This is a genomic window from Halorhabdus rudnickae (assembly GCF_900880625.1).
GTDB classification, from domain to species: domain Archaea; phylum Halobacteriota; class Halobacteria; order Halobacteriales; family Haloarculaceae; genus Halorhabdus; species Halorhabdus rudnickae.
Genome location: NZ_CAAHFB010000001.1, coordinates 378,481 through 403,009 on the forward strand (window position 1 = coordinate 378,481; position 24,529 = coordinate 403,009).

Genomic DNA, 24,529 nt, shown 5'->3' on the forward strand with positions numbered 1-24,529 from the left:
TGCATCGCGAGGGGGACATCGGCCCGGCATTGCTCGCGTACGCCTAGTCGTGGCGTTTTCGTTCGGCTTCAGGTATCGCTGTACTCGGTGACGTGGGTGCTGGCGCGTTCGTGATGATGCCGAACTGCGATCAGAACATTCCCGGAGGCGGAATTAAACTCAGAGTTCAAATGCCTGCGAGTGGCGACTGCGGACAATAATTCCAACGTAGGATTGTGGCGCGGGTCACCTGCTAGTTCTCAATTCCGATCCTGAGGACCGTTTTGGTTGATATCCGATGTTCGGCCGCTCAATAGTAACCACTCTGTTCAGGAAACATAGTGCCTTCAGTCATAGGGCCGCGCGACAATAGCTGCGGAAGAGACAAGATTAGCTTGGATGGCTAGTCATCTGTCCAACATAATACGAGACGAGTGACGTGACAATTATAACCACACCGAGGAGGACTGATCTCGCCTGGAGTTGCCCAGTCATCCCCAGCGCACCGACACTGATCATCCCGATTCCGAGAAGTAAAATCGAGAGTTGCCGAAGACCGATTCCCCTCATAGTCCTATCTTAGTCGGCGGAGGTGGTTAATATTCTGGATCATATCCTCGATCGGTCTAAGTGGAAAGGAAGCAAAAGCAATCAGTGGGACCGGACTTTACTATGGATGGTCATGAAGTGGCTGGTATGGTATCGACCGACGCAATTGAGGGAGTTCTCCTAGGGCTGGCCTGTGGTGATGCACTTGGACGTCCACTCGAATTCACTTCCGCGGATAGCATCGCCAGCGAGCACGGAAGTGTCACGGAGCTGCTGGGGAACGGTACGCACGGCAAACCAAGAGGGACGGTCACCGACGATACCGAACTAATGCTTCGGATCGCACGGAGCCTCGTCGAGAACGAACGCTTTGACGGGCAAGATATCGCCGACCGATTTCTGGAGTGGTTCGAAGACGATCCATTCGATATCGGGTTGATGACCGCCGACGCACTCCGGGAGTACAGCCACGGGACGGACTGGCGGTCAGCCGGTCAGGAAGTCTGGCAACATCGTCAAGAGGGTTCGAACGCCGGGAACGGGAGTGTCATGCGGTGCGCGCCCTACGCGATCGCTTTTGCAGATGAACCGGCCACGCTCCGGAAAGTGAGCAAACAGTCTTCGGCCATCACGCATTACGATCCACGGTGTCGATACGGGTGTGTCATTTTGAATGAGACCATCGCTGGATATCTTCGTGGCGAGGACGAGCCGCTTGCTGACGCACTCGCTCGTGTCGAGGGTGAAGCGCCCGAGGAACTGGTTGAGACCCTTCGCCTCGTTCCTGATCTCGTTTCCCCGGACGACCTCAGAACGACGCCCTACGTCGTGCATACCCTCCAAACCGCACTCTACGACGCACTCACCGCCGATAGTGCCGAAGAAGCCATCATTTCGGCTGTCAATCGTGGTGGCGATACGGACACGATCGGTGCCGTGGCAGGTGCTGTTGCCGGCGCGCGATTTGGCACGGAATCACTACCTGATCGGTGGCTCGAACAGCTCGACTATCGTGAGGGCCTGTCCCTGCTCGCCAGATCGCTCGCGACGACAGAGATCAGCGCAACGGTCTAACCAGTTATGCATCGCGAAGGGCACATCGGCGCGGCATTACTCGCGTACGCACCAGTCGGATTCGTTGCGCTCGCGCTGGGCTTCCAGGGCATCGCTGTGCTCGGTGCTATCGGTGCCGGCGCGCTCGCGATGGTGCCGGACTATGACCAGAATATTCCCGGGATCAGACATCGCGGAATCACGCACACGGTCTGGTTCGCGGGCCTCGTCGGTCTGGTCCTCGGGGTCGCTGGTGTGGCGATTGGTTTCGGGCAGAATGATTTATTAGCAGCCATGGGACTCGGAATGTTCGGCACGGTCGTCGGGTCCGGGACGATTCTCTCACACATCGCCGCTGATTCACTCACGCCGATGGGTGTCGAACCGTATGCGCCTATCCGGGACGATCACTACACCTACGGCGTTGCGCGTGCGTCGAATACACTCGCAAATTACGGGTTGCTCATTCTCGGTGGTGTTGCGATAGTGGTTGCGTTGGCAGCAGGGAGCGCTCTATCGGGTGTTTTCTGACAACATCTCCTCGTGAAATTCAGATTACAGATGCGCAGGTGAGTGGATATATTTAGCCCGAAGAAAGAAATATGTATTCTAAGTCCGTTGGATATCGTATGGCAGACAGCTCGGATCGCGACGGCCCGCCCCCGTTCGATCGCCCGTTCGAAGCCGAGGACACGAAACAGCGCGTCTACGGGACGATCCTTCATGCACGGGACCCGATGACGGCGGCAGAGATCGCCGATCGAGCGGACTGCTCAGAGGATGCAGCACGGGCACATCTCTCCTTCTACGCCGACCTCGGGATCGTCATCCGCCACGATGGGCGTCCGGCCCGGTACGAACGCAACGACGATTACTTCGAGTGGCGGCGAGTGAATGAACTCGCCCGGACACACTCTATTGACGAACTCCAGACACGCGTGTCAGAACTCACCGATCAGATCGAAACGTACCGTGCCGAGTACGACGCTGACTCTCCTGCTGACGTCGATGTCCTCGCATTCGGTGCGGACGACATCGACGACGTGTACGTGGACCTCAGTGATTGGGCGACCGTTATAGAGGATCGTCGTCTCCACGAACGGGCTCGGCGGGAGGTCACCAACTCGACGGTGCCGTCGCACAGCTGACGATGGTACCAGTAGACGACGGCGCAAGTCCCGCGCCGATCGACCGGGCAGTCCTGCAGCAGATGCGGTCTCGATTCGCCGGGAGTCGTCAGACTGATGCCGCAAACATTATCGAGGACGGAAAGCTTCACTTGCGGGTCAAGCTATCTGGTGACTACTATCCGAACGAGGTCTCGGCTCGCTTCGAGATACGCTGGTACCGCAACGACGATTTCAACATCCACTATCAGGAAGAGCGAGACGAGCAGACGTGGCACTGTCGATGGGATCGCCATCCGAACGTCCACAATACACGGGATCATTTCCATCCGCCGCCAGCAGCCAGACAAACCGACGCCCAAGACGATCAGTGGCCGACTGACCACCGAGAGGTTTGTCGCCTCGTCCTGGATTATCTCGAAGACCGTATCGAAACGCTGTGGGAATAGCGGTAACCGAACTGGCTTAGTTCGACGCGTATTCGTCACCAAATTCGGCGAAGTGATCCACGAGTATCTCCATCGTCGTCTCGATATCCTCAACTGAACTGACGTGCCTGTAGAAAACCGTGTTCGAGTCGAACGGGTTTCCGGAGGTCTCTATCGACCAGTCCTCTTTTTGCGTCTGTGCAACGACGTGGTCGTCGATCTCGGGATCGGCATTCTTGATCTTGTAACCGAACGCTCGTAACGCCCCGTCAATGTCCGTCCGAGCGTATTCTTCAGGCGGCATCCAGTACAGATGCACATTCAGTTTGCGGGTTTTGCCATCATCAGGTGCCAGCGGGCCGTACAGAGAGTGGTTGATCCGGGTATGTGCTAGGCCGCTCGACGGGGTTCGATTGGTCCGGATGTCGGGATCGGTGCTTGCATCGAATAGACCCGGCTGTTGATCGACCATCTGCTGATCGAAATCGCGTAGTCTTGCTTCGATCTCGTCTTCGAACTGCTCGATCAATCGAAGTGCCTTCAGATAGCGATCGTTTTCGAGTCCTTTCGAAAGGAAATCGTCCGTCATGGATCGACCCTCTTACGGAGATATGTTAGTTGTTCCTCCAGGGTGTTCGCCATCCGAATCGGCTGGATCGCATCGACGACGTTCGTGGGCTCGGCCAGTCGATCGACGACGGGTTGGGGCTGAAAATGCATGAGTTGCTGTTCGGCGACTGCACAGAAGAGATACGCATTGGCCGCCCAGTGATCGTCAACGACATCACCGCGACCGAAGAGTGTGCGGATCGCCGCCGTCACGTCACGCCAGTAGAGTACGTCGATCGATCCAGGTTCATCCCATGTGACTTGCAATCGACCGCTCTCAGCCGATTCGACCGGTGGCTCGACGATCATTTCGAGACGCTCTGATTTCGATTCGGGGAGGAGAAGGACGTGAGTCCACTCTGGAACGTCATAGTTGCGCTCGACGAGCTGAGCTGTCTCGGGGGTCTTCCGATAATTCTCGTCGCCGAGTTTCACTTCGATCGAGATACCACGTTCGTTGTGGACGACAACGACGTCCGGACGACGATAGGCCTCGTCATCCGTTTTGGCGAGTCGGTCTTCACGTGTGACGGTCTCGGGTGGCCGATCGACAGTGACGTCGAACAATTCGGAGATCAACGCAGGCGACGGACGCAGCAATTGTGCCAGCCATCGCGACCAGTCCGGTTCGACATTCGGTTGTAGGGGTCCACGTTGGTATCGGTCCCCGGTCACATCAGCGGCGAGTGGATCTGTCTCGAACGGGGCCTCCGAATCTGCCCACAACTCGTTGGCTTCGTTCAGCAGGGCAGCGAGTTCGACTGCCGTTTCTTGACCCGTTTCGGCGTAGTCATCCCACCACGGGTCAAGATCCTCCCAAGCATCACTCAGCCATTTCTTGTGCAATGTGTTCGAAGAGGTCGCGAAGCGTGCGATCGGCGTCGAATTCGTCTGCTCCAGCCACCACGAATCGAGGTCTTCCCATGCGGGAGTGAGGCTCTCTGTTTCAAGCACTTGGATTTCAGGAGTGGGTCGAACGATCGATCGAGTTTCGACATATGAGTCCCACCACTGGTCTACGTGACTCCAGTCATCCGGGACGACGTCGATACTCACAATTCGACTGAATCAGACCGGCCATAAAACTGCTGTGTGCTTAGCAGTGCTTAATTCCCTCTCGGGACACCTGCCACCGCTTTCTCGTTTCTTATCGACCTTCTGCACCCTGCTCAACTAGAGGATCCCAATACTATAGAGGCCGAATGTGAGTACAAGAAGGGTCGATAGTAGCATCCCGGCGACCAGCGGCGGATTTTCACGTGCTTTCTCGTGCCAGGCCATCTCCTCGTACTCGTCACGGAACGTCTCCAGATTCTCTTCGTCGTAGAAGTACTTCGTCTTGAACGCGAACCGTTCCGTGACCGCACAACCCGTACAGACAGGCGATTGTTCGAGACGTTCGGTTGTGATGTGGTCCGGACAGTTGATGCTTCCACAGTTGGAACAGTATGTGTAGTCCGTAGTCTGGCCGGTCGTCTCACAGTGGACGCACTGATGAATGCCGTCTTCGACTGTCACGCGTGACGGTCCAGCGGCGTAGTACTCGTAGGGGTACTGGTATTGTTTGATCTGTGTCGTCTGGCGAATTTCGGGCAGGTAGACCGGTGTGATCGACTGCACGGAGATATCGGATTGATTCGGCTCGCACGTCTTGTTGTAGGTGACGTTGTTGTCGCCAATGTAGGAGACGGTCGGCGTGTGACGATCCTGAAGCTGATCGACGGCCCAGTCCTTGTATTCCGTTTCGGTCTGCCCGAAGCGGTGCACGTCCATCGCATCGAAGACGTCAGCGAACTTTTCCTCGTCTAGTTCAGTCGTCTGTCGTCTGTTCTTTTCGAGAAGTCTACGAACAGATCCTTCCATAACCTCGGGCCGCCCGCGCCGAGCATGGACGACGAAGCGATCGGTCTCGTCGATGCGGTGGATTACGCCCACCGACGTTTCGAAGACGGCGTCCACGTCGGCCGTGATCAGGACGATCGGTTGAAATCCGCTCGTGACCGAGGTGTCGGAACGTCTCTGACGGCAATGTTGTCGATGTCTTGGAAGGCCTCTCGAACGGGCGCATCGACGCCACTGGTGGGATCGAACGGACGCAGGGTTTCGTCGCAGATGATCTCGATGCGGCCGTTGTACAGGTCGAGCCCGATCTCGTCGGCGATCTCCCGTAAATCCGTTCCGTCGATAAGCTCGATGGGATATGGATCACCGGCATCGCGCATCTCCGCGGCGTATTCACGTGCCGGTGACGTGAACGTCCCCGTGGTCACGACCATGCCGCGCTTCGGGCCGTCGAAATCGAAGGTCGATACCGCCGAATGGAGCTTCTGTACCACTGGCCGTCCGACCGAATCAGTGTGCTTGCACTCCACGACGATCGCGCGACGCCTCCCATCGACGACTTCCTCCATGAGGATGTCCCGCCCTTCATCGGCCGTTCGTCGAGCCTGTCGAACGTTCTCGTAACCGAGGTTGCGGAAGACGTCCTCCATTAAGTCCTCAAATTCGAAGCCGGAGAGGTCACCCAAGAGTGCCGCGTTGCTCATCACTTTCAGCCCTTGTCCGTATCTGGTATATACGTTCGGCTCTCGTCGAGCCTGACGACAAGGGCTTAACCGAGTTGGTTCGCAGTGTATACAAAATGGGTGGCGAGAAGAAACGCGTCCAGTTCCGGGTGCATCATCGACTCGTCGATCGGGCCGATGCCCTCGCAGACGTCTACGGAGAGGACGAACCGATATCCTGGTGACCGCGCTCCGTGAATATCTTCAGGAAGTAACCCACGACAACGCGCTCACCCAGGAGATCGCGGCCGCCTACTACGCGGACGAAATCTCGCTCGAACAGCTCGAATTGCTCGTCGGTGCTGAAGAGGCCGCGGACCTCAAGGTGTTGAAACAGCAATTGGACGAGGATTTTATCGACGAGGTTGCTGACGCTTGATATCTTCCTTCGCGTTCACGTGATGGAGGAAGTCAAACACGCGTCATAGCGGATAGCCGACTTGTGATGACGCCGACGCTACTCTTGGTGTTCGTTCGAACTGGGAAATTGTCCGGTACAGTTGCTTGCACGTTGCTCAAAGATGCGTAGCGGGAATGTACTGTTACGAGAGAGACTCTTGTATCGCGTAATTCGGCGTCGCCGATGGCCATCCGAAGACGAGTAGCTAGTACTCGCCGACGTCAACCTCGATGCTTCGGAAAATGACCTCCATCGCCATCTTGGCGAGGAAATTCGATACTCCTCAGACCTCTGGGTACACAGGCAAGACCGCATTGTCTGCGGTCTCCGTGCACCAATAGCTATCATCATCTCAAAATAGCTCGTTCGAGAGGTCCCCGAAGACATCTTCCAGTCGTTTTACTGCGTTCGGCGCGATACGTTGGGCAGCCATCGGCTCGATGATTCGAGAAGCGAATACGGCCGCAGCGAGTTCCTCGTCGCTTCCTTCCCGATAATCGACAAAAGGCCCGTCCGTCTCGATCATCGGACCGTGGAGTCGTTCCGAAAGTGCTTGCGCCTGTTCCTGTTCGTCCATCGTGCGGAAGAGTCGAGGATGTTCCTCAATACCGCTGTCCGGAGTCCATTCGTCGTAGAACGCGTGTCCCACCTCGTGGGCGAGGACCACGCCTGTTTGGAACCCGGGGAAGTCGTCTGAATCAGCTCCAATCTCTATTTACCCGATTCCGCGCCAGTATTTCCCCCGGACAGTCTCATCTTGAAACGCGACATCCTGGTCGATCCGCTCGACGACATTCTCGGTAGTCGCCAAGTCAGCGACTTGATTCGCACGACGCCGTTGTTCGTCTAACGGAATCGTATCGACGAACGGAAAATCAATTCCCGTCATGTTTGCCCGCCACTCCGAGGCCGTTCTCGTGATCGGTTCATTCGATTCCTCGTCGCGCTTGCGTTCGGCCTCCTCGCGCTTGGTGTGAAGCTGCCGGGCTTCCTGTAGGGACTCCCCACCACCGCGGAGCGTGAATGGTGTGTCGTCGTCACCGAGGCGGACGAATCCATCGTCTAGTTCTTGGATACGGTCGTCAATTCGGTCTGCGAGCGTTGGAGACGGAAAGCGACTCATTCTGCGTTTCCTCGCATCTTACGAGAGTGGGCTGATATCGCTCGAACTCTTGCCCTCGTCACTGGCCCTCCCTTCGTTGGGGAACTCTGGGTTGGTGAGTTCCTCTGAATCCATACGAACGAACTGGACGAAGTTCTCCGCTGCGGCCAACTTCTCGCTTGCCCGTTGGAGATGCGTATCGACGGTGCTTGGTGAGATATTGAGGATTGCAGCTGTTTCGTCTCGGCCGAAGCTGCCCTTCTCCCGGAGTGCGTAAACGTGAGCCTGTTTGTGGCTCAACGGTGTGAGGTCGCCAAAGTGCCATGCTTGAAGGAGTGCGTTTCCGACGCTGGATAATTCTGTCTCTATGTTGGCCCGGCTTAGTTCGCGAATACAGGCGGACATAAGCCGACTCTCACACTCGATAGTATACTCCGGGATGAACTCTTGGTTCTCAAACTGTCCGATCAGGATGTTTCCTCGGCCGTGAATGTAGTAGGCTGCAAGACCACTGAACTCGCCATTGCTGATGACTCGTCCGACAAGGACTGCATCTTGATCTGGGAGTTGGCGGGGCAGACCGAATTCGGTTGCTTCGGAGACTGTCGGCTGGTGAGGCATCGTGTTACCACATATTTGTAGCAAACCAACTTAAATATATCGCCGACAGATAGCCATTCGTGGCGACACCACCGTTCCTCTCAGTACTCGTTCGAACCGGGCAGTTATCCAGTACAGACGCTCGCACAGTATCAGAATAGTATTTTGAGTGGAAATATTGACATTGTCTCCTTACAAAGGAGCTAATAATGCCCTTTGTTGGCCAACTCAACGGGGAGGTGGTTTTCCCTGGGTGGGTATCAGATTCGGCTGATGTCCTTTGTCCGGACTGTGGTGAAGAAATGTATGTGCGGGGTGGCCCAAATACAGATCGACTCCAGCATTTTGTGCACTATGCGAATGATCGGAAGTGTCGTGGCGAATCAGAAGAACACCTCAAATGGAAACAACAAGTCTTCCGGGCATTTTCGAAGCTTGACCTCTCGCATCAACAGTCGCTCTTCTTTTGTTTAGAAGGAGAGGTAGATGTCTCAAATACCCCATCTGAACGAGACATCCGTCGAGCTGATGTTCTAATCCGTCTCGGGGATGATCATGATCAGTTTGGGCGGGGGATCGTGATCGAAATCCAGCATCGAAACACCCAGAAAGATTTCCATACCGTCACCTACGATTATCTCGCTAATGGATATAGCGTTAGATGGGCCTCGCGACACGATTTCTCTACTAGCGAGTTTGATGCTGCCGAAATCATTGCTGACTCCGATTCAGATCAAATGTTCTTCCGGGAAAAAGCTGTTTCACTCCCCGAATTTGAGGCATTTCGCCAATGGGACTTTGACCAGCTTGCTGATTTACTCGATGGAACCCAACATCGTTTGTCGTGGTATCTAGAGTGAAATCAGTAATTGGTAGTGGGGGATCTGGGAGGTTGGATAATTGAGACTGCCCGGAGAAGAGTCAGCCTAGATATGAAGTGACTGGCGGAATACCCTCTCACCATGACGCGACGTTCCGAAACTTGTCCCAACTGTGGTCACAGCTTCAGCTACAACGAAGCGACTGGCACCGGCCCGTCAGAGTTCATGAACGAAGGCCAGTGTCCTAACTGTGGCCATCACATTAGAACGCCACCCGGAACATAGCGACGACTTCGTTTCTCAGCTATTCACCATCAAACCATCTCATAATCTGTGCTTGACTGGGATCGGTTTGCTGTCGTTCACCCGAATTGTGGCCGATACTGCGCCGTTAATCTCGCCGAGAGTTTTTTACAACTATCCACCGTTCATCATATAATTAACCTAACTAACGTGAAAAATGAGATGTTAGTTAAATCAATTAGCGAGTAGCCTTGAGGTCTTTAGTAAATACGTGTGAGAACTCGCTGTCGTTTCTTGCAGCTACGGCATTCACCGCACGCTGCGTTCGATGCTGTACAAGAGTGGGTCCAGCCAAGGAGTGATTCAGGCGGTCTTGCTTCCCGTACGAACTCTTCTGTTGTTTTATCGATTGCCGGGGCTGCAACTCTGAGATTCCCCTCCTGGAACGACAGAAGAGAATCCATCAGTTCGAAGAACTCTGCCTGCCCATCAGCGTGGCTGTGGTCGTCAGCAACTGCTCCTACCAGCAATTGGTTTGCACCTCGATGAATGACATCCATTGCGACCAATGTGATCACGAGTTGATTTCGGTAGGGCCACCACTCTGGAGTGTCACCGAGATTTGTCTCCTGTTGGCTGGCCATTGTTCCAGCCCCAAGGTGCTTGCAATCCACTTCGATGACTTCATGTTGAAGATTCAGCTGATCAGCGATTTGTGCTGATGCTTGAATCTCTGCCTCCGCACAGCACTGTCCGTAATCAACAGTCACTGTAAGATCTGGTCTATGAGTGTACGCTAGCGTCGCAGAGTCAAGACCACCGGATAACAATAGGACGGACTCAGTCATACGCCCTCCAGATTGCATTGAAGATGGCTGAAGATAGATCGCCGTATACCTCACAACCAGAGCCGAGAATCATGGTTTCACGACTTGTTTCGAGATTATCTGCGTACCCGATAACTGGTGTTCCCTCCTTCCGGGCATATCCCAATTCAAAGTGGGTTCCGGAGTCGAGATGATCCAGTAATGCAAATACCAAGTCTGATTGCTCAATTGCATCTAAGTCTTGTTGTGCTACCTCTTCCGGACTGTCGTAGTCAGCGGCTCGACCGATATCGTGTATAGGGGAAATCACGTCAGCACTCTCCCCCTCTAAGATATTTTTGACTTCTTCAACAACGAATCGTTCGCCTATGTCGAAGAATGGACCTGCAAGATAGATTGTCGGAGGGGTAGCGTCCGGTGAGATGAATGTCGATGAAGTACTGTTGGGCAATGATTGGATGTGTTCTCTGGAAATCGGCAGACGGCGATGTCTACAGTAGTATGCTGTTGCCTTCGAAGCGGTTAGAGCAGCGTCTACAGCAGTTTCACCATTTTCTGCCCACTCCGCAGCAAAGATAGCACTGAAGACGTCCCCACTTCCAATCCCCCAAACCGACTCCGTCTGAAAAACTGGGATTCGGGACGTCATATTTGAAGTTCTGATGATTGCCCCTTTCGCTCCCCGTTTGAGAACGACAACGTCTGCGTCAGTAGTGCCTGCCATAAGTTCTGTCAAAATAGATTCTAAGCGGTCTTCACCAGCCAACTGCGCAGCTTCGTTACGGTTCAAAACGAGTGCGAGTTCGTCGGCAGTTGAACCATTCTCACCGAACGGAACCGGGTTTGCTGATTGGGGATCATAGACGACGCGCTCACCAGAAACAATTGCTGTCCCTTCAAGGAGCCCGAATCGCAGAATTGCGTCTCCGCTAATTCCTGACAGTTTGCGGTTATAGTTGGTAGCTCCTGATGTGGAAATTACGGGGTTTGAGTGATTATGCAGATAGTCGAAACTAACCGTCACCGGGATCTCAGTTATGTGGGTATCGAAGTTAAACGTCGCCGCGAATGTTTCAAGGGTCTCTTTATCAGCAGAGCTGATACATGTATGGAGTTGGTTTCGAGAAGAGATGAGACTTTCAGTAGCTGCGGCCGCTCGTAGACCTGAGCCGAAGAATGCAGTGTCAGGAGGAAACTGGCACACCTCATGGTAAGTGCCGCCCGCGATAATCATTCGTCACCTGGGACGCTTTGAATATTGACTGTGCAAGACTCTGGTGTAATGCTACGAACCTCTGCCTGATATGAACGTCCTTTCTCAATACACTCGTTGAGAAGCTGAGCCCATGGGTTAGGAACATCACCAACTCTAGATCCGTCATTCATGACAACGACCCCCTCTTCGGTCGTCGTTTCAACTGACAGGGAAAGCCCAGGGTGAAGTTGGTCCCGTACTGCAGCATTGATAGCAATCAGATCGAGATCACGGTAGAGCAGACACCTATTGGTCACTCTGACTTCGCATTTCCCACCATCGATTTCAAGAATCCGAGCCCGATATTGTCGGCCCTGCTCGATACACTCTTTCAATGTTCCAACCCACGGTTCAGCTATAGCGCCGATGGTCCTGTCTTGTGAATCTACAACGCAGACTGCTTCGTCTTGAAGCCGTACTGAATAGATATCTCCCTCAGTTGCATCTCCCAACGGTTCTATATTTGGCGAATGGAGAAGAGCAGTTTCTGCAATCAGGCACTCGTCTTCGTCATCCTCATCCTCATCCTCATCGTCTTCATCATTATCTTCAGCGTCTTCCTCATCTTTCTCGTGTTCCCGGTCTTCTTCAGACTCCCCATCACGATTTTGCTGATCACCTTCTTGTTCCTCTCTTTCCGAGTCCTCATCAACAGATTCGTCTTCGGGAACGGACTCTGTCGGATCTTGTCCATCTGAGCTGTCGTCATTTTGTCCGTTATCATCCTCTGAGTCTTCGGGCTCCTTTTTTTCAGAGTCTGAATCATCATCTCCCGGCGTATCTTCAGGTCTTTCTCCAGGTCCGGTTACTGGTGCACCACCACCATCCCCACCACCGCCTCCACCGCCTCCGCCACCCACTGGCAGTGGGCCTCCTGGAGTCGCTTCGTCGCTTGTCCCCTGTGACTCATCAGGCGGATCTTCGGTAGTTTCGTCCTCTGACTCGGGGGGCGGAACGCGACTCGGCCCGTCTTCACTAGAATCACCAGAGCTCCCTCCAGATCCGTCGTTATCAGACGGACGATCGTATCCGCCGCCTCCTCCGCCCATAGTGTCGGCATATTTGTGTTTATATTAATTAAGTGTATCGCGAGGAGTTAACTGAACAAGAGCAAACGACATCATTTCTCCGTCTGAACAAGATATCCGTCAAGCGGATGTTCTAATCCGTTTCGGTGATAGTCATGCAGTTTAGACAGGAACCTCGATCGACATCCAGCATCAAAATACCAGAAAGATTTCCATACCGTCACCTACGATTATCTCACCAATGGATATGGCGTTAGATGGGCTTCGCGACATGATTTCTCTACTGCTGAGTTTGATGCTGCCAAAGTCATTGCTAACTCCGATTCAGACCAGATGTTCTTCCGAGAAGAAGCCGTTACGCTCCCCGAATTTGAGAAATTTTGCCAGTGAGACTTTGACCAGTTCGCTGATTTACTCGACGGAACTCAGTATCGCTTGTCGCGGTACCTAGAGTGAACTCTTTATTGGTGATGGGGTGATCTGAGGGGTAGATAATGGAGTCAGTTCGGGATCGAGCCAATCACTGAGAGATCATCCAAGAGCGTCTCGCCCCATATACTTCCGATCCTGGTCCATATCAAGCAGATACATTTGTTTCTCACATTTGGAATCCATCGTTTTGGATGAGGACGCAAAGGCACAGATTCATAACCGAAATTCGCTTATATGATCGTTTCGCGAATCCCTAGAACAGCCTCTCCTATATCGCGTATATTGGCGTTTTAGGCCTTTATAAGCCCAAATTTTATCAATACGGCTTTGCACCGTCGTGTTGCATGCGCCGAAGTCGAGCACCCGACGCCGTGGAAGCCGGCAACGGAACGATCGAGTATGTGGTCACTGATGAGGCAGAATTGCTCCAGCTGTCCGGTCCGTACGATGAACCGCTACGAATTCAGGACCCTGGGGATGTCCTCAGTGCGATGGATATGCTCATTCATTTCATGCAGAGTGCAACCGAACTAGAGTCGAACGAGTAGCCTGGATCGGTATCCCGATAGTCCCTTTCAGGAAATCAATCACATTCCAACATCCGGCCACACAATTCACCGCCTTAATTTATGAAATCGGAAAATCCTCGAATCCTTTGGGGTTCGATTGACACCGACGATCCGCAGGAACGTGATCGCAAACTCCTGTATCAAATCGCCACGGGTGACTATGATCTTGTGAAACGACATCGAGCACTAGATCTGATGGACAGACTTCCCGAACACAATCGATCGTTGGTCCTTGCTGAAGTCGCTGGCATATTTGGTGAGTCTGAGGAAGACGAGGAGATTGTAAATAGAGCGTTTGAATTACTCGAATACTCGTAACGGGGTTTACTCCGGGACAACCACGACCTCGCATTCCGGACACTCGGACCAGATGCCTATCTCGCTGATGTCTTTCTCGTGTTCAACTAAAAGTCACGCGTGAATGATGCACTCGTCGTAACCTGAACAGTGACCAAGCATCTGATCATCAACGTTCATGAAAGGCGGAATGGAAGGAGCGTGTGACAGGTTCCTTCCGTTGGTTCCTACAGCGTCTTTGAAGGTAAGTTTTCTGCGAGATTTCCTACGCTGAAACACACTACGATGCTGGTGGAGAGATCTACCAGTATCATTAACTTGGTGCCGCTGGAAGTTCGGAGCCCCATGAGTGTCCGGACACTCTTCGGTCGGCTACTCTCCGGTGACGGAACGGAAGTAGTCGTAGAATGTCGCAAGTGCGGTGCGAATCTGACTCCGGACGTAGACGAGTGTCCTGAATGCGGGTCAGACGAGGTCGTCCGTCATAGGATTTCGGAGTAGCCTGTCGTGTTACCTCGGGTTGGCGCCGATCAAGGAACTATTCACCAGATATTGTATTCTCCCATGGAATAGGCTGGTGAATCCTCAATAGATGTTCGAATTGTCTACGAACGTCCGTTTTTCTTGATATCGGTTGCAGAGTAACATTTTACCAAGCTGGGTTTCAGGATTATTCTATGCGTGATAGCAAAGCGAATATTTTCGTTTCCTTCCGTGGTCCTCAAGCTCGTGATCAGATAGAAGATCCGGGGCGGCAGCTCGAAGACAATGCAACAAAAAGTCTGCTTCATCTCCTTGACTACGGGAACGAGGCGGTCAGTGAGATGATTATGGGGGCACTCTCTGAAGAGGTTTCAGGGAGTACAGATATTCAAACGAGAACCCAACAGCAGCTTAAGCAAGTTGAGGTAGATGGTCGGGCGGTGTTCAGATAACGATCCAAAACGATGGAAACCACTCTGAAAGCCCTCGCCAGTTTCGGTCCCGGGGCCCCGCTGCGCGCTTCGAGCCTTGCAGGCTCTGCAGTGCTTACTTCGTTGGGCTTCGACGAGACTGCCTCGCCCTTCCATTCCACTAGGATTCGGCTGATTAGCAGGGAGAAGCAGACTTCTTACTCGGTGCTTATCTGAACACTGCCCCGAACGGTGTGCCAGCATTAATGCCTTAGAATCTGTGATCGGCATATCTCATGTTGACATAGAAACGAGGATGAAGAGTATCAAACTACGCAAGATATTTATAAATAGGTTGCGTATCCTGAAACAGATTGCTTTCCAAATCGGAACTCACTGTGCTTTCCCATCTGAGCGCGGACGTAGAAGATTATCTGATTCAGCGAGCGTTAGCTGATGCACTCGGATGGGATCCTGGGCACACGTCCCGTGTCGTCTCAAAGCTCGCAGAACGTGGGTTAGTCCGTAGAGAACAGCAGCATGGTCGGTACGAGATCGCATTGTCGAACGCCGAACCGTCCATACGATTCGCCGATCTAGTACGCGAGTTTCCCCACGTTGACTTCTCAGCTCTCCTCTCTGGATCCACCATCAAGCTCCTGTTTCATCTGGATGAAGAGCGAACTGCAGCGGCCCTCGCTGAGCGAGCAGGAGTGAGTCGAGCGACAGTGTACCGCAGACTCAACCAGTTACAGAACGTCGGGATGGTAACCAAGCGTGACGCCCGATTCGCCGTGACGAGTCAGTTCGAAGAGGTAGTCGCCTTCGCGCTCTCGCTCGTATCCCATCTGCATCGACAGGAGGCAGCAGAACATACCTCGGGAGTCCGCCTCATCTGGACGGACGTGGACGAGTACCTCATGCGTTGTCAGACGAGTATTTCGTTAGCATCGTTCCACGAGACTGGGCCGAAAGCACTCGATCAGTACGGTATCCCACTGTTGACCCGAGACGAGCACTACTACTTCCGGTCAGAAGACCGTACAGAACTCACGCCAGCGGATCTGGTGTGTCAGTTACTGCTTATTGATGACGGCGCCCGGTATCGATCGTATTGTCTGTTGCTCATCACTGCCCAGGATCTCGACGTCGAGACGCTATCACAGACTGCCGAACGATACGATCGAGTGGCTGACATCGATCTCCAAAGCATGACACAGGAACTCTGTGCGTACCTTGAATCTAACGGCGCGGAATCGAGCGAAAAACTTCCAGCATGGGACGCGTTCAAATCGACGGCCGCAGACTACGACATCTCAGTATGACATCCCGCCCACAGTTCGACGCCGCGTATATCGAGACCGAATTGGTAGAACTCGGAGCCACGCTACGCACCGAGGTAACAGCCTATCTCATCGGGGGCGGAGCGATGGCGTTTCGAGGATTGAAGGACACGACCAAGGACATCGATTTGGTTGTCACAACCGACACTGGATTCGACCGGCTACTTGCTGCGTTGAACGACCGCGGATATGAAGAAGTCTCTGAACTCGATGAGACGTACCAACGGTTGGGAGCCAGGTTGTGCGTCGAAAACGACGATGGGTGCCGAATAGACCTATTCAATCGACAAGTCGCCGACAAGCTCATCTTCAGCGATGGGATGGAAAGTCGAAGCGAGGCGTATCTCACGGGCGATGAACTCACTGTTCAGTTAACGGCGCTTGAGGACGTGTTCTTGTTCAAATCAGTCGCTAAACGCCCTGATGATATCGACGACATGAATACGCTAGTGCAGACGAACTTGGACTTCGATGCGATCGAGCGCGAAATCGAGACACAGGTCGAATTACTCGGTGGGAAGCGGTTCACGACGCATATCGCTGAGTCGCTCGATGCGTTGTACGAGCAATACGAGGTTCAAACCCCTCTCAGAGACAGTGTTGATACGTACTACGCGGAGTATATGGCAGCGTTGGAAGTCAGGCTCGTCTTGAGTGAAGACGAACCGAAATCTGTCGAAGCGATCGCAGCAGAGCGTGGTCTCGATCAGCGTCACGTCCGGAAACAGTTAGAACAACTCCAAGCGTACGGGTATGTCGAACAAACGGAGTCAGGATTCGTTGATACAGGCAAGCGGGATGCGTTCGAGGAGTGAGTTTACGAGTCAATGCTGGCTGCGTTCTCTTGATGAAGTTCCCGAAGATAGGCAGTTGCAGCGACACCGATCTTGATCCCCCAGACGTAGTCATCCTCACCGAAGGCGGCAGTGCCGGCCAATCGGTGAGTGTGTCCACCAGCAAGCGTGAGGTGGATGCACTGCCCAACATCATCCTCGCCGAATCGTTCGACAGCATCCTTGATGTACTGGTCGAAATGCCCGTTCGGATGATCAGCTGGTCGTGGATCAGTTGCACGATCCATTGCAAGATCGATGACTGAATCGACCGATGGATGTGCCGGATCCGCTGTATTTTCTTGAATCCGGTACCCCTCGTTTGTACCCATAGCTGATCCGTTGGATGCGGGATCCTAAAATCCCCAAGTGATGCTTCAATTCTCGACGTTTAGTGTGAAGGTAGCCAGCGGGATTACCAGAACTGGCCGTAGAACTTACGAAATGCGGTCTACAGGTCGTCCAAGTAATCCCTCCGCTGTTCCATCTTCTCCCGTTCCGTTCGGCGATCGTAGTGCTGTTCGATCACCCGTTGGCTGACGTTTGCTCGGTCATTAACGACTTTGTCCGGCATATCGCTATTCAGACTGTGGGTGATGCTTCCACGACGAATTGCATGTGGACTCACGCTTGACGGACAATTGTAAGCGGTGTCACGTTCCAATGCCGTACATTCCCCCAGTTCGCGGTCATGTGGACACTCAGTACTGTAGACACAGGGGCGTGTCCACCGGTAAACATAAGCACGGAGTGTCGTCTTGTTCGTTCGGCCTTCTCGCGAGGCCAGCATTGGCTTTCGACCGTGCTCGTCAGTCACTGCTGGTCGCTTCGTATCCAACCAGTCGTCCAACAGTTCACACACCTGCTCAGAAAGAGCGACCATCCGAGCTCCCTTTCCTTGGTTCTTGATCGGTGTGCCCGTCTCCGGACGGTGACGGACCTTGATATACTGTTCGTCTGGGTTGTAGTCCTCAACATCAAGGGCGTGAACACCACCGACTCGCATCATCGTGTGCCACATCAATGCGATTGCAACATGCTGGATACTCGCATACTCGTACTTCTCCAGATGAGCGAGCACTTTCGTGGCGGCGTCACTGTCGAGCATCACATCCCGAGAGTTCTCGTCGGGCGTGATCGACGGAGACAATACTTTCTCGCTCAGGTCCTGTTCTACACCGTCGATTGATTCCAGCCAACGGATGAACACACGCAATGTGTCCATCTGGGTCTTCTCGCTGACCTTGTTCAGGTCACCGTCTTCGCGTCGCCAGAGTCGGTACCGATGCAATTGACGACCAGTGAGCGTATTGAGGTTCTCAATACCCTCAATCTCATCACACCACCGGACAAAGTGACCAAGACGATACTCATGGCCCTTGAGGGAGGCTTCCGCCAGTTCGTTTGCCTTGTCTGCGAGGTACAGTTCTAGCGCGGTTTTGGGGTCGATTGGTTCGAGACTCATGTCTTGTCTACCATTGGTCGAACCGCACGAGTCCCGTGACCACCCATCACGAACCGACCCGCACTGCGCTGAACCGGCCAAAAGGAGGGGTTGTCACGCCGCGTGACCAAGGCCCTCAGCGCCCGTGAATTCTGCGCGAACGACAGTGAGCACTGATGAGCGCCGGCTGAGGGATTTGCGGTAGACCGCGAGGGAGCGAAGCGACCGAAGAGGGCGTGGTTCAACTCCCTCAGCGCTCGTCTTTTCGCGGTCATAATCGCTTGACAGCGACATGTCAACCTCCGACGAACGCAATGCCGCTGTTTTCGTTCGATGGGCGAATGGGTAGTAGCTCACGCGAGCAGACGTGTACAGCCACGCTGGTCCCATGCTTGAACACTGGGGCAGAATAATGGGGGGGCACCCTCGATGGAAAACGATCGCGGCCCAAACTATATATAGTCTGTCAGAAGGGTGGTGAGTATACAACGTATGTCTCTAGCACGGCGAATGGTTCTATTCAGGTTCATAGGCGCTGACGAGTTGAGCGCGGCTGGCAGCGTACTGCCAACCTACTCTGAGTGTCGAGTCGTCGGCGTTTGCCCACTCGCCAAGGCCAGCCGGGGCAGTTGGGTGCCAACACATGAACGCCATGCTCCCGTGCAGCGCAATCTAACAGTTCTTCGCATCGGCGAGAACCCGGTGTCCCGAGGAAGCAGAAGACTAGCTGTCCGTCTAAGGCTCCGAGCGTCCGAGAGGTGAGCGGTCTGTCGTCGTAAAGCCGAACAAGGTAAACGAAATGAACCCATATTGGCCAAGGAAAGTGACCTGCCGTTATCAGTTGTCACACGAAACCCGTGACGATGGGAACGACAAAGCAATACGAAGTAAGCGGTCCTGGCCTGTCTAAAACCGTGGATGCAGTTGCACAGAGGAGAAAATCAATGCGTCATAGACGGATTCGCCATACGCAGTAACGGAATATATAGTGGCAGTACAGTCGGTCGTATCAGCGTTCGAACCGCCAGTAGGCTACTGCGACAAGACACGCGATCCCACCGGCCAAGAATCCAAGACGAGGGAGTTGTTGCGTCATGAAATCCGCGTCGTAAGTGAGATATCTGACCTGGAAGAGATAGATCTCGCCCTCGTACCGTACATTGAAAATCTCGATACTGTCGGGCGGTGGCGTCAGTGAATCAGGAGCGCTGGATATTGACCGGTTGATCGTTCCTGGGGTGGTCTGACGCGCCTGGTCGAAGATATCACGTTCTCCCTCGCTAAAGTTCGTGTACGCGAAGGTCGGCTGCTCGGCCCGGTCACTCCAGTCTGCTTCGACATAGAATTCGACTCGATTATCCGGTACGTCCGCCGGAACGAGGATCGGGAGAGCGATCAATCCGATGCCGGCGATCAGCAGGAATCCAACCAGAGCGGAGGAACGATTGACGCTCATACCCTTACTTTTCGGTCCGGGACATGTATCCGTTGATTATCGCTGACTAATCGGTTATATTATTGATGAACTGAAAAGCCGGGATCACCCGTTCGATCATGATCGGCGACTTTGCGCTGCCGATAAGGGGCCCCTACGTGCAGCACCGCTTTCGCCATCCCCCAAGTTCTGTAGAAAAGCTCTGACCGATTTACGCTGTGTATCTCATAGATTCCTCAAATAGAGACGATCAATACCATTTCCTCGACAATCAGACGGCCGATTTCGACAGTTTTATGCCCTGAAATCGGTTTCGTATGTCCTTGAACGAGCGCCCTCAGCGCCCGTAGAAGGTTTTTTTGGTTAGATCGAAAGTTAGTCATAGTTCTGGGTGTCGTGTAAACGAACTGTATTTGCTTTCGTTCGATGAGAGAGTGGTTCACACCGGAATCGCCTAGGTCCCGACTGGTGGCCATGGAGACAATCGGTCGCTGATTGGCCCAAGATTCATCATCGCCCTCAAGTGCCCAAACGAGCGAGATATCGACCCTTGTATTCCTATTCCCTCTATCTCATCCTCGGTCCTCCGCGATGTCTCACAGGTTAGCGTCCCGAATCACGGTGCTGTGATCGCCACTGTGGGGCCCGCAGTGGTCGGCCAGTGCCCAAACCTATCAGAGAAACATAAACAAAGTTCTTCTCCAAGCAAGCAGATATTTCACTAAGGATATATGAGAGACACCACATTGGACGGTCATGCGGTGCGACAACGACTTCATGAAATTGTTCGGAAAAATATCTCATTTGATGAAAAAGCCCAGGAGGCGTTAGAACTTGGAAAACAGTATCTCGGCGTGGACAACGCCTATGTCACTCGGATCGATCAAGAAACCGATCACTGGGAGATACTCATCACGACCGATACGGCAGATGGACAGCTCCAATCTGGCATCGAACGAGAAATTGAAGAAACATACTGTCGTGAGACAATCAACGACGACATCCCTGTCGCACTCCACGATGCACCGAACCAAGGATGGGGTGACGATCCAGCCTTCGAAATCAGCGGCAACCATACGTATCTCGGTGTTCCACTCGTTACTGAGAACGAACCCTACGGCACCGTCTGTTTTGCTGCCCAAGATCCCCGCTCTGAATCGTTTAGCGAGGCTGAAGTACAGTTTGCGGACCACCTTACACGATTGCTTGAACGTGAACTTGAAAAAGAGCTCATCGAGGGCGAACTCACAAATCAAACCAACCTTGCCACGGTTCTTCACCGAGTCCTGCGACACAATCTTCGAAACGACATCTCTGTCATTCGGGGCCACGCGGAACTCATGGCCGATCAACTGGATGACGATTCTGTCGGTGAAATTGTGCTGTCCCACATCGACGACTTGATCCAGTTGAGTGAGAAAGCCCGTGAACTGGAAGACGTTGTCACCACCAGTTCCGAACGACGGACGACGGAATTTGGATCCCTTATCGAGGATGTCGTTTCGACGATCAGCCAGAAATTCCCGTCAGCGTCGATAGCAGTTGAATACGACAACGAAGTCCACGGCAGAGTGCTACAGAACTTCGATCGGGCTATCGAGGAACTCATCGAGAACGCTGTCAAACACAGCGGCGACAATCCGACGGTCACGGTCACTATCGAGTCTGTCCCGAACGCCATCGAGATCGAGATCAGCGATACTGGGCCCGGACTTCCCGAGAACGAGGCTGAAGTCCTTACGTCGGGTGAAGAGACCCCACTTGCCCACGGTTCCGGTTTGGGACTCTGGTTGGCATACTGGATCGTGACTAGCCACGATGGGTCCATCGAGCCGGAGGTCACCCAACACGGGACGACGATGCGGGTGACGATCCCTCGAAAGCCTATCGTTGGGGTGCAACAACAGTTGACAGAACTCACCCGATCTCGTGACAAGTACAAAACAAGTTTCGAAGAGGCGACTGATGCGATTTCAATTATCAATGACGACGGCAGAATTCTCGACGCGAACGAAGCGGCGAGTACCATGTTCGGTGTCGAGCACAAGGAGCTACTCGGCCGGTCGTTACGGGAATTTTTCCCTGACGAATTTCCTTTCGAAACCGAGTGGCAGGTCTTTCAAGAATCAGGCACGAGGAGGGATACAGCGACAATTCTCGGTGCTGATGGCCAAGAAAGAACGATTGAGTATTCTGGAACGACAGATATCATTCCGAATCAGCATCTCTTCATTGGTCGTGATATTACCAAACGCCAGGAGCGCGAACGGGAACTAGAAGTTGCGGAGACCGTGTTTCAGACCACACAAGATGCACTGTTCCTAGCAGACGTCGTTGATAATCAGGAGTATCGCCTCAATCGCGTCAACGAGGCGTTCGAACACCTCACGCAACGGAACAGCGCCAATATTATTGGACTGAATCCTCGAGAACTGCTGGGGCCTGAGGCGGGAGCCAACGTCCAGTCACAGTTCGGTAAGTGTGTCCAAAACCAAAAATCGGTTGAATTTGAACAATTGGTGCCAGTGGATAGTGGATCGAGAATCTGGCAGGTGCGAGTGACGCCACTCATGCAGGACGGCGAAGTCACGCAATTGGTCGGGGCGATGCGAAACATCACCGAGCGGAAAGCGCGCGAACAGGAGCTTCAGGCCCTGACGGAGCGGTATCAAACCCTGCTCGAGGCGGCCCCCGATCCCGTGTTCGTTGCGGATGCTGAGACGAAAGAAATCATCGAGGTGAACTCGGCCGCCGAACAGTTGCTCGGGATGTCAAGTGACGAGATTCTCGGGATGCACCAGTCCGAACTCCATCCCGCTGAGCAGACTGATCTCTATCAGCAATTCTTCGATGAACATCTCGAATCGGGTGGATCCAAGCGGCGACTTCCTGATGGCTCACACACCGCTATCGTCACCGCTGACGGGGATCGGATCCCCATCGAGATCAGCGCTTCGACGGTCTCGCTTTCCGATCGATCTGTGATCTACGGCATTTTCCGGGATATCTCTGAGCAGATTGAACGCGAGCAGGCACTCGAAGCGACCACACACCGTCACCAACTTGCCCTCGAAGGGACGGACACTGGTGTTTGGGACTGGAGTATCGGAACTGACGAGGTACACTGGAGTGAATCTCTGGAACGGCTGGTCGGAATCGAACCGGGTGCGTTCGAGGGAACCTTCGATGCGTTCGCGGCGTATATCCATCCTGATGACAGACAAGAGGCCATTGACGCGGTTGAACTGGCTGCCGAAACCGACAGTCCATTTCAAACCGAGTACCGTGTCCAGCGCCAGGATGGCACATACATCTGGGTCGAATCACGGGGAGAAATCTACGATGATAGAAACAATACTCAGCGTATGGTTGGTATTGTCACTGACATTACCGAGCACAAAGAACGTGAAGCGGAACTGACTCGGAAAACAGAGGCAATGGAGAAGGCACCAGTCGCCATTACACTCTCGGACCCGGATCAGCCCGACAATCCGCTGGTATACGCGAACGAGCGCTTTAGTGAATTAACCGGATGCGCGGAATCCGAAGTTCTCGGGCAGAACTGTCGATTTTTGCAGGGCCCGGAAACGAATCCCGAGCAGGTTGCCGAGATACGCGACGCCATCGAAAATGAGGAGCCGGTGTCAACTGTGCTTCGAAACTACCGGAAAGATGGGACGATGTTTTGGAACCGCCTCACGATAGCGCCGATCAGAGACGATGACGGAGAAATCAAGAATTGGGTTGGGTTCCAAGAGGACATCACCGAACGTATCGACCGAGAGCAACAACAAGAGTTAGCCGAGGTCGTGTTCGAGAACACACAAGACGCACTGTTCGTTATTGATGTGACTGAGGACCACGAATTCTACATCGAGCGCGTCAATGAAGTCTATGAAGAGTTTACAGGACTCTCGAACGCCGAAATCGTCGGGAAGACACCCGTTGATGCTGTTGGTGAAGAGATCGGCAGTGAAATCGAATCACAGTACCGTGAATGCATGGAACGCCAAGAGACTCTCAAATACCCGGAAGAGATTCCAGTTGACGGAGAGATCCGGCAGTGGGAAACGAAGCTTACACCCGTACTCAGCGAGGGTACTGTTGACAAATTGGTCGGCGCGATGCGGGATGTCACATCAGGGTGAATTTCAGTTCCCGGTCGCGGGGTTGTCCAAAATCGTTCGAACCGTAGTTCGTCAGTAATCAGGTCGTCGCGCCTAGACCGTACTCAGTCAGTCTGAATTGGCAATTCCAGTATGAATATTGGCCCGGTTGGGTTGTTGTCTTTGCTCCAGCCCCCCCCCAGGCGGAACGGTTCAGATACTGTGTGGACAAGATTGTAACCATCCAGCGTCGGGTTTGAGGGTGAAGATGATCTCTCGAGTCTTCAAATCCGCGAAGAGGGTAGAGATGACGACGTTGGCATCAATGACTAGCGTCATTTTTCACGTCTATACTGTTCTTCGACGCGCTTGCGTCCGCTCGTATGAATTTTTTCGGCGAGTTCCTGCACGTCGCTCTGGGAGAGTTCGCTCTCACTGGTGAGTTCGTCCATCACTTCGAGCGCTTCGATCTTCTCCTGGATGGCCTGTCGAGTGACCTCACTTCAGTTGATTTCCGGGTGTTTTTGCATTCGCTCTTTGGGATCGTCATCAACGTTGACCGTGATACTTGGTATACAGGAATCTATGCGTA

General features: G+C 53.5%; 21 protein-coding genes and 5 pseudogenes. 11 read left to right on the forward strand and 15 right to left on the reverse strand.

All coding sequences use genetic code 11. The features are described from left to right. Positions 1–675 precede the first annotated feature (675 nt). The 4 genes from BN2694_RS01915 to BN2694_RS01930 all read left to right on the forward strand — a co-directional run bounded on the left by BN2694_RS01915 (position 676) and on the right by BN2694_RS01930 (position 3,157). Positions 676–1,602: an ADP-ribosylglycohydrolase family protein gene (locus BN2694_RS01915; protein ID WP_135662101.1), complete on the forward strand. Its 927-nt coding sequence runs from the start codon at positions 676–678 to the stop codon at positions 1,600–1,602. A gap of 6 nt (positions 1,603–1,608) precedes the next feature. Beyond that, complete coding sequence (locus BN2694_RS01920; RefSeq protein WP_135662103.1) at positions 1,609–2,112, forward strand: metal-dependent hydrolase; 504 nt, start codon at positions 1,609–1,611, stop codon at positions 2,110–2,112. 98 nt (positions 2,113–2,210) lie between these two features. Next, positions 2,211–2,729, forward strand: a complete 519-nt coding sequence (locus tag BN2694_RS01925; RefSeq protein WP_135662105.1) for a DUF7342 family protein — start codon at positions 2,211–2,213, stop codon at positions 2,727–2,729. 2 nt (positions 2,730–2,731) lie between these two features. Further along, positions 2,732–3,157: a hypothetical protein gene (locus BN2694_RS01930; RefSeq protein WP_135662107.1), complete on the forward strand. Its 426-nt coding sequence runs from the start codon at positions 2,732–2,734 to the stop codon at positions 3,155–3,157. 16 nt (positions 3,158–3,173) lie between these two features. Here the strand turns inward: BN2694_RS01930 and BN2694_RS01935 are convergent, their stop codons facing one another. The 3 genes and pseudogenes from BN2694_RS01935 to BN2694_RS17985 form a co-directional block, all read right to left on the reverse strand. Beyond that, on the reverse strand, positions 3,174–3,725 hold the full coding sequence (locus tag BN2694_RS01935) for a hypothetical protein (RefSeq protein WP_135662109.1): 552 nt from the start codon (positions 3,723–3,725) through the stop codon (positions 3,174–3,176). Beyond that, positions 3,722–4,801 carry a hypothetical protein gene (locus tag BN2694_RS17325; protein ID WP_210408897.1) on the reverse strand — a complete coding sequence of 360 codons (1,080 nt, stop codon included), beginning with the start codon at positions 4,799–4,801 and terminating at the stop codon, positions 3,722–3,724. Before BN2694_RS17325 ends, BN2694_RS01935 begins: the two co-directional genes overlap by 4 nt. A gap of 117 nt (positions 4,802–4,918) precedes the next feature. Then, positions 4,919–6,237, reverse strand: a pseudogene (locus BN2694_RS17985) (restriction endonuclease). A gap of 149 nt (positions 6,238–6,386) precedes the next feature. Between BN2694_RS17985 and BN2694_RS01950 the strand changes: the two are divergent. Next, positions 6,387–6,688, forward strand: a pseudogene (locus BN2694_RS01950) (hypothetical protein). 373 nt (positions 6,689–7,061) lie between these two features. Here the strand turns inward: BN2694_RS01950 and BN2694_RS01955 are convergent. From BN2694_RS01955 to BN2694_RS01965, 3 genes are read right to left on the reverse strand one after another with little or no spacing between them, the layout of a single operon-like run. Then, complete coding sequence (locus BN2694_RS01955; protein WP_135662111.1) at positions 7,062–7,376, reverse strand: hypothetical protein; 315 nt, start codon at positions 7,374–7,376, stop codon at positions 7,062–7,064. 48 nt (positions 7,377–7,424) lie between these two features. Continuing rightward, positions 7,425–7,832, reverse strand: coding sequence for a hypothetical protein (locus tag BN2694_RS01960; RefSeq protein WP_135662113.1), 408 nt, complete (start codon positions 7,830–7,832; stop codon positions 7,425–7,427). A gap of 18 nt (positions 7,833–7,850) precedes the next feature. Beyond that, positions 7,851–8,432, reverse strand: coding sequence for an RNA polymerase sigma factor (locus tag BN2694_RS01965; protein WP_135662115.1), 582 nt, complete (start codon positions 8,430–8,432; stop codon positions 7,851–7,853). A 188-nt stretch (positions 8,433–8,620) separates the two neighbouring features. Between BN2694_RS01965 and BN2694_RS01970 the strand changes: the two genes are divergently transcribed. Further along, a complete protein-coding gene (locus tag BN2694_RS01970) occupies positions 8,621–9,271 on the forward strand; it encodes a competence protein CoiA family protein (protein ID WP_135662117.1) in 651 nt (216 codons plus the stop codon). Positions 9,272–9,735: 464 nt separating this feature from the next. Here the strand turns inward: BN2694_RS01970 and BN2694_RS01975 are convergent, their stop codons facing one another. Genes BN2694_RS01975 through BN2694_RS16920 form a run of 3 tightly spaced genes read right to left on the reverse strand, consistent with a single transcriptional unit; the run spans position 9,736 to position 12,417 of the window. Beyond that, positions 9,736–10,323 carry a 7-cyano-7-deazaguanine synthase gene (locus BN2694_RS01975; RefSeq protein WP_135662119.1) on the reverse strand — a complete coding sequence of 196 codons (588 nt, stop codon included), beginning with the start codon at positions 10,321–10,323 and terminating at the stop codon, positions 9,736–9,738. Continuing rightward, the gene (locus BN2694_RS01980; protein ID WP_135662121.1) at positions 10,316–11,536 is read right to left on the reverse strand and encodes a PfkB family carbohydrate kinase; all 1,221 of its coding nucleotides are present in this window, start codon (positions 11,534–11,536) and stop codon (positions 10,316–10,318) included. Before BN2694_RS01980 ends, BN2694_RS01975 begins: the two co-directional genes overlap by 8 nt. Continuing rightward, entirely contained in the window at positions 11,533–12,417 is an 885-nt protein-coding gene (locus tag BN2694_RS16920) for a hypothetical protein (protein ID WP_167879939.1), read from the reverse strand. The genes BN2694_RS01980 and BN2694_RS16920 overlap by 4 nt, the downstream gene beginning before the upstream one ends. 944 nt (positions 12,418–13,361) lie before the next feature. Between BN2694_RS16920 and BN2694_RS01990 the strand changes: the two genes are divergently transcribed. Continuing rightward, positions 13,362–13,565: a hypothetical protein gene (locus tag BN2694_RS01990; protein ID WP_135662123.1), complete on the forward strand. Its 204-nt coding sequence runs from the start codon at positions 13,362–13,364 to the stop codon at positions 13,563–13,565. A gap of 345 nt (positions 13,566–13,910) precedes the next feature. Here the strand turns inward: BN2694_RS01990 and BN2694_RS18210 are convergent. Continuing rightward, positions 13,911–13,985, reverse strand: a pseudogene (locus tag BN2694_RS18210) (hypothetical protein); the annotation flags it as partial. Positions 13,986–14,560: 575 nt separating this feature from the next. On the opposite strand from BN2694_RS18210, the gene BN2694_RS01995 reads away from it, so the two are divergent. From BN2694_RS01995 to BN2694_RS02005, 3 genes are all read left to right on the forward strand, one after another. Continuing rightward, on the forward strand, positions 14,561–14,818 hold the full coding sequence (locus BN2694_RS01995) for a hypothetical protein (protein ID WP_135662125.1): 258 nt from the start codon (positions 14,561–14,563) through the stop codon (positions 14,816–14,818). A gap of 332 nt (positions 14,819–15,150) precedes the next feature. Next, the gene (locus BN2694_RS17515) at positions 15,151–16,101 is read left to right on the forward strand and encodes a MarR family transcriptional regulator (RefSeq protein WP_135662127.1); all 951 of its coding nucleotides are present in this window, start codon (positions 15,151–15,153) and stop codon (positions 16,099–16,101) included. Beyond that, positions 16,098–16,934, forward strand: coding sequence for a DUF6036 family nucleotidyltransferase (locus BN2694_RS02005; protein WP_135662129.1), 837 nt, complete (start codon positions 16,098–16,100; stop codon positions 16,932–16,934). Before BN2694_RS17515 ends, BN2694_RS02005 begins: the two co-directional genes overlap by 4 nt. A 2-nt stretch (positions 16,935–16,936) precedes the next feature. Here the strand turns inward: BN2694_RS02005 and BN2694_RS02010 are convergent, their stop codons facing one another. The 3 genes from BN2694_RS02010 to BN2694_RS02020 all read right to left on the reverse strand — a co-directional run bounded on the left by BN2694_RS02010 (position 16,937) and on the right by BN2694_RS02020 (position 19,852). Continuing rightward, positions 16,937–17,284 (reverse strand): hypothetical protein, encoded by a 348-nt coding sequence (locus BN2694_RS02010; RefSeq protein WP_135662131.1) that lies wholly within the window; start codon positions 17,282–17,284, stop codon positions 16,937–16,939. A gap of 119 nt (positions 17,285–17,403) precedes the next feature. After that, positions 17,404–18,417, reverse strand: coding sequence for a tyrosine-type recombinase/integrase (locus tag BN2694_RS02015; protein WP_135662133.1), 1,014 nt, complete (start codon positions 18,415–18,417; stop codon positions 17,404–17,406). A gap of 988 nt (positions 18,418–19,405) precedes the next feature. Continuing rightward, a complete protein-coding gene (locus tag BN2694_RS02020) occupies positions 19,406–19,852 on the reverse strand; it encodes a hypothetical protein (RefSeq protein WP_135662135.1) in 447 nt (148 codons plus the stop codon). Between the two features lie 710 nt (positions 19,853–20,562). Here BN2694_RS02020 and BN2694_RS02025 point away from each other — a divergent pair. After that, complete coding sequence (locus tag BN2694_RS02025; protein ID WP_135662137.1) at positions 20,563–23,979, forward strand: PAS domain S-box protein; 3,417 nt, start codon at positions 20,563–20,565, stop codon at positions 23,977–23,979. Positions 23,980–24,186: 207 nt separating this feature from the next. Here the strand turns inward: BN2694_RS02025 and BN2694_RS18080 are convergent. Beyond that, a pseudogene (locus tag BN2694_RS18080) lies at positions 24,187–24,276 on the reverse strand (PIN domain-containing protein); the annotation flags it as partial. Further along, positions 24,273–24,512, reverse strand: a pseudogene (locus BN2694_RS18085) (hypothetical protein). The pseudogenes BN2694_RS18080 and BN2694_RS18085, both read right to left, overlap by 4 nt. Positions 24,513–24,529 lie beyond the last annotated feature (17 nt).

What these genes read in the sequence shown, in the direction of transcription:
- BN2694_RS02020 (WP_135662135.1), bottom strand. Translation starts at nt 19,852, where the DNA reads ATGAGCGTCAATCGTTCCTCCGCTCTGGTTGGATTCCTGCTGATCGCC.
- BN2694_RS01935 (WP_135662109.1), bottom strand. Translation starts at nt 3,725, where the DNA reads ATGACGGACGATTTCCTTTCGAAAGGACTCGAAAACGATCGCTATCTG.
- BN2694_RS01990 (WP_135662123.1), top strand. Translation starts at nt 13,362, where the DNA reads ATGCGCCGAAGTCGAGCACCCGACGCCGTGGAAGCCGGCAACGGAACG.
- BN2694_RS01965 (WP_135662115.1), bottom strand. Translation starts at nt 8,432, where the DNA reads ATGCCTCACCAGCCGACAGTCTCCGAAGCAACCGAATTCGGTCTGCCC.
- BN2694_RS01970 (WP_135662117.1), top strand. Translation starts at nt 8,621, where the DNA reads ATGCCCTTTGTTGGCCAACTCAACGGGGAGGTGGTTTTCCCTGGGTGG.
- BN2694_RS02010 (WP_135662131.1), bottom strand. Translation starts at nt 17,284, where the DNA reads ATGGGTACAAACGAGGGGTACCGGATTCAAGAAAATACAGCGGATCCG.
- BN2694_RS01980 (WP_135662121.1), bottom strand. Translation starts at nt 11,536, where the DNA reads ATGATTATCGCGGGCGGCACTTACCATGAGGTGTGCCAGTTTCCTCCT.
- BN2694_RS01915 (WP_135662101.1), top strand. Translation starts at nt 676, where the DNA reads ATGGTATCGACCGACGCAATTGAGGGAGTTCTCCTAGGGCTGGCCTGT.
- BN2694_RS01960 (WP_135662113.1), bottom strand. Translation starts at nt 7,832, where the DNA reads ATGAGTCGCTTTCCGTCTCCAACGCTCGCAGACCGAATTGACGACCGT.
- BN2694_RS01930 (WP_135662107.1), top strand. Translation starts at nt 2,732, where the DNA reads ATGGTACCAGTAGACGACGGCGCAAGTCCCGCGCCGATCGACCGGGCA.
- BN2694_RS01925 (WP_135662105.1), top strand. Translation starts at nt 2,211, where the DNA reads ATGGCAGACAGCTCGGATCGCGACGGCCCGCCCCCGTTCGATCGCCCG.
- BN2694_RS02005 (WP_135662129.1), top strand. Translation starts at nt 16,098, where the DNA reads ATGACATCCCGCCCACAGTTCGACGCCGCGTATATCGAGACCGAATTG.
- BN2694_RS01920 (WP_135662103.1), top strand. Translation starts at nt 1,609, where the DNA reads ATGCATCGCGAAGGGCACATCGGCGCGGCATTACTCGCGTACGCACCA.
- BN2694_RS01975 (WP_135662119.1), bottom strand. Translation starts at nt 10,323, where the DNA reads ATGACTGAGTCCGTCCTATTGTTATCCGGTGGTCTTGACTCTGCGACG.
- BN2694_RS02025 (WP_135662137.1), top strand. Translation starts at nt 20,563, where the DNA reads ATGAGAGACACCACATTGGACGGTCATGCGGTGCGACAACGACTTCAT.
- BN2694_RS01995 (WP_135662125.1), top strand. Translation starts at nt 14,561, where the DNA reads ATGCGTGATAGCAAAGCGAATATTTTCGTTTCCTTCCGTGGTCCTCAA.
- BN2694_RS02015 (WP_135662133.1), bottom strand. Translation starts at nt 18,417, where the DNA reads ATGAGTCTCGAACCAATCGACCCCAAAACCGCGCTAGAACTGTACCTC.